Genomic DNA, 930 nt, shown 5'->3' on the forward strand with positions numbered 1-930 from the left:
CCCCGCCTGCATAAAGGTGACAGAAAAGGAATCACAACAGATTCATCTGCATCAAGCACAAAATTCAAGAACAGCAGATTTGTGGGTAACTGCAAGCCGACGAGGACCACAGGCATGCGTCAGGCCGCCTGTGTATGATTGGCGTGACGGGTGTTTTTCCAGTTCCAGGGGAGCAGTTCGTGCAGGCGTGAGACGGGCTGGTCGTTGATCCGGGCGAGAACGTCGGCGAGCCAGGCCTGGGGATCGACGTCGTTGAGCTTTGCGGTGACGATGAGGGAATACATATCGGCCGCGCGCTGGCCGCCCCGATCGGAACCGGCGAACAGCCAGGCTTTTCTGCCAAGGGCGATGCCGCGTAGTGCGCGTTCAGCGGCATTGTTGGTCAGGCAGATCCGTCCGTCGGAGAGGAACCGGGTAAAACTCTCTGGCCTGCGCAGGATATAGGTCATGGCTGTGGCAACGGGGGTCTTCTTCAACAGGCGGGTGCAACTTTCGCGCATCCAGGCGAGGAGGCCATCGACCATGGGAGCGATGCTTTCTTGTCGCACAGCGAGACGCTGCGCCGACGTTGCACCATTGATGGCGCGCTCAGCCTCAAAGATTGCGTCGATCCTGCGCACGGCCTCCACAGCAAGAGGTGCGCGGCCGAGTTCGGCCAGCCTGAACAGGCCGCGTCGGGCATGCGCCCAGCAGCCCGCCGGCATGACGGGTGCCGGTTTGCGGTCGGCGTCGAACAGCCGGTTGTAGCCGCCATAGGCGTCGGATTGCAGGATACCGCTCCAGCCATCGAGATGCTCCGTGGGATGTTCGCTCTTGCGGTCACGGGAGTAACGGAACCAGGCCGCGGGCGGTGCGGGGCCGCCGAATGGCCGGTCATCGCGCACATAGGTCCACAATCGCCCGGTCACGGTGCGGCTTTTCGCCAGCACC

At 62.6% G+C, this 930-nt stretch carries 1 protein-coding gene; it reads right to left on the reverse strand.

All coding sequences use genetic code 11. The features are described from left to right. Positions 1–119: 119 nt before the first annotated feature. A partial coding sequence (tnpC, locus tag CFR76_RS17455; protein ID WP_110557887.1) for an IS66 family transposase occupies positions 120–930 on the reverse strand: 811 nt, incomplete at its 5' end.

Source organism: Komagataeibacter swingsii (assembly GCF_003207895.1).
Taxonomy (GTDB): Bacteria; Pseudomonadota; Alphaproteobacteria; order Acetobacterales; family Acetobacteraceae; genus Komagataeibacter; species Komagataeibacter swingsii.